6 protein-coding genes and 1 tRNA gene are annotated in these 2,764 nt (G+C 58.6%); all 7 read right to left on the reverse strand.

Annotated features, from left to right (window positions below; genetic code table 11):
* Positions 1-622, reverse strand: a 622-nt coding sequence (locus tag GX108_03220; GenBank protein ID NLO56054.1) for a 50S ribosomal protein L1, incomplete at its 3' end; no start/stop codon positions are given.
* 74 nt (positions 623-696) lie between these two features.
* Positions 697-1,119 (reverse strand): 50S ribosomal protein L11, encoded by a 423-nt coding sequence (rplK, locus tag GX108_03225; GenBank protein ID NLO56055.1) that lies wholly within the window; start codon positions 1,117-1,119, stop codon positions 697-699.
* 62 nt (positions 1,120-1,181) lie between these two features.
* Positions 1,182-1,721 carry a transcription termination/antitermination factor NusG gene (nusG, locus tag GX108_03230; protein NLO56056.1) on the reverse strand — a complete coding sequence of 180 codons (540 nt, stop codon included), beginning with the start codon at positions 1,719-1,721 and terminating at the stop codon, positions 1,182-1,184.
* A gap of 88 nt (positions 1,722-1,809) precedes the next feature.
* Positions 1,810-1,989, reverse strand: a complete 180-nt coding sequence (gene secE / locus GX108_03235; GenBank protein NLO56057.1) for a preprotein translocase subunit SecE — start codon at positions 1,987-1,989, stop codon at positions 1,810-1,812.
* 31 nt (positions 1,990-2,020) lie between these two features.
* A tRNA-Trp gene (locus tag GX108_03240) sits at positions 2,021-2,096 on the reverse strand.
* A gap of 21 nt (positions 2,097-2,117) precedes the next feature.
* Positions 2,118-2,267 (reverse strand): 50S ribosomal protein L33, encoded by a 150-nt coding sequence (rpmG, locus tag GX108_03245; GenBank protein ID NLO56058.1) that lies wholly within the window; start codon positions 2,265-2,267, stop codon positions 2,118-2,120.
* Between the two features lie 36 nt (positions 2,268-2,303).
* Positions 2,304-2,764, reverse strand: a 461-nt coding sequence (gene tuf / locus GX108_03250) for an elongation factor Tu (GenBank protein NLO56059.1), incomplete at its 5' end; no start/stop codon positions are given.

Below are 2,764 nucleotides of genomic sequence, written 5' to 3' on the forward strand. Positions count from 1 at the left end.
ACTGCCCCTTGGTCGCGGGCGGCCTTGCCCTGACGATGGCTCTCAGGAGGGCCTTGCCGTTTTCGTACAGGTTTTCAAAGGGAAATCCCGCCTTGCCGAAGGAGTTATGGATGATGCCGAACTTGTCGACCCTGAACTCCACCTTGCCGGCCTTGATCTCGCCAACGGCATGGCCTACTTCGAAGGTGACCGTGCCGGCCTTGGCGCTGGGCATGAGACCCCGGGGACCCAGGATTTTGCCCAGTTTACCGACGGACTTCATCATGTCCGGCGTGGCAATTACGGCGTCGAAGTCCAGCCAGCCGCCCTCGATCTTCTGGACCATGTCCTCTCCCCCGACGAAATCGGCGCCGGCGTCCTGGGCTTCCTTGGTCTTCTCCCCGCCGGCGATGACGAGCACTCGTTTCACCACGCCGATGCCATGGGGAAGAATGATGGTGCTGCGGACTTGCTGATCGGCGTGACGGGGGTCAACACCCAGGCGGACATGCATCTCAATGCTCTCATCGAACTTGGCCGTGGCGTTCTCCCTGGCCAGTTCGATGGCCTCCCTGAGGCTGTCGAGCGGTTCCTGGGGCGCCTTTTCAGCGATGGCGCGGTATCTCTTGCTTCTCTTCTTCATCTTTCTTTTCCCTCCCCGTGGTCCAGACGAGCCTGTTTTGGCTCTCCCACCGGATTTTCCGGACGTTGCCGGCGTTAAACTACTTCGATTCCCATGGAGACGGCGGTACCCTTGATCATCTCCATGGCGGCTTCCACATCGTTGGCGTTGAGGTCGACCTTCTTGAGTTCGGCGATCTCGCGGACCTGGTCCAGCGTAACCTTGCCCACCTTGACCTTGTTGGGCTCACCGGAGCCCTTCTCGAGCGAGGCGGCCTTCTTGAGAAGGACGCTTGCCGGAGGCGTCTTGAGGATGAAGGTGAAGCTCCTGTCGGCGTAGACCGTCAGGACCGCCGGGATGATCATCCCCGGCTGGTCGGCCGTCTTGGCGTTGAACTGCTTGCAGAACTCCATGATGTTGACGCCATGCTGGCCCAGAGCCGGCCCTACGGGCGGAGCCGGCGTCGCCTTCCCCGCGGGCAGCTGCAGTTTGATCTGTGCTATTACTTTCTTTGCCATTTGCTAATTATCCCTCCTACATGAGCCCGGAAAAACCCGGGCGATAAAAAAGACGACGGGCCTCAGATCTTTTCAAGGTCGGTGTAGTCCGCCTCCACCAGGGTGTCGCGGCCGAAGACCACGACGGAGAACTTGACCTTGCCCTTGTCCTCCAGGACCTCGGCGACGGGACCCACCTGCCCCTCAAAGGGACCGGCCTTGACCCGCACCACGTCACCCGGCTTGAGGTCTATCTCGATCTTGGGCTTGACCTGTTCCTTGCCGATCTTGCTCATGATCTCGCTGACTTCCCGCTCGGTGAGTGGTATGGGGTAACTCCCGGCCCCCACGAAACCCGTGACGCCGGGCGTGTGACGAACGACATACCAGGACTGGTCGTCGAGGATCATATCCACCAGGACATAACTGGGGAAGACCTTCCTCTTGGTGCGCTTGCTCTTGCCGTCCTTGACGGTGACCCTTTCTTCAATGGGCACGAGGACATGGAAGACTTTCTCGTCCATGCCCATCGTGGCAATGCGCTGCTGGAGGTTGGCCTTAACCCTGTTTTCGTATCCTGAATAGGTCTGGATAATGTACCAGTGTCTCTCCGTCTTGTCGATCATCACCTAAAAGGGGGCCCTACCCGGCCCCCTGTCCTCCCGAGGAAGTGTCTCTTGTCCGATTCTGAACAATCGACCAGGGTTCCCTTTACCGGATCACCCTGGAAAAAACCGCCGTAAGAAGTACGTCAACGATCCCGAGGTAGGCAGCGACCAGAAGGGACACCGCGACGACGACCAGGGTCGAATACCAGACCTGCTGGCGACTGGGCCAGGTGACCCTTTTAAGTTCCGCTCTCGCCTCGCGGATAAAACTCTTCCACTTCATAAAGAATTCGGCCTCCCGGATGCGAACGTAATGGCAGGCCCGGCAGGACTCGAACCTGCAACCCCCGGTTTTGGAGACCGGTGCTCTGCCAATTGAGCCACGGACCTGCGCGCGAAAGGTATTCTACACTACTTCGTTTCCTTGTGCAAGGTATGAGCCTTGCACCATTTGCAATACTTTTTCTTCTCCAGCTTCTTCTGCTGCTTCTTTTTGTTGACGGTGGTCACGTAGTTGCGGCGCTTGCACTCGGTGCACTGGAGCCCGATCTGGTCTGCCATGAAATGTCGAACCTCTTCTCCCTTTAAAAAGTTGGATCAGCTGCCGAGGATTTCGGTGACGACGCCGGCGCCGACGGTCCTGCCGCCCTCGCGGACCGCAAAACGAAGGCCCTGGTCCATGGCGATGGGCTGGATCAGTTTCACCTCGAAGGTCGCGTTGTCGCCAGGCATTACCATCTCTACACCCTCGGGAAGCTTGATGTCTCCCGTCACATCCGTCGTCCTGAAGTAAAACTGCGGCTTGTAGCCGCTGAAAAACGGCGTGTGACGACCGCCCTCTTCCTTCTTCAGAACGTACACCTCGGACTTGAAATGCTTGTGGGGCGTGATGCTTCCAGGTTTCGCAAGAACCTGGCCCCGCTCAACGTCTTCCTTGCCGACGCCGCGCAGCAGCACTCCAACGTTGTCGCCGGCACGGGCGTCGTCGAGAATCTTCCGGAACATCTCAAGCGATGTCGCCACCGTCTTCTTGATGTCCTCCTGCATCCCAATAATGG

The organism is Thermovirga sp., from assembly GCA_012523215.1.
Classification (GTDB): Bacteria; Synergistota; Synergistia; order Synergistales; family Thermovirgaceae; genus 58-81.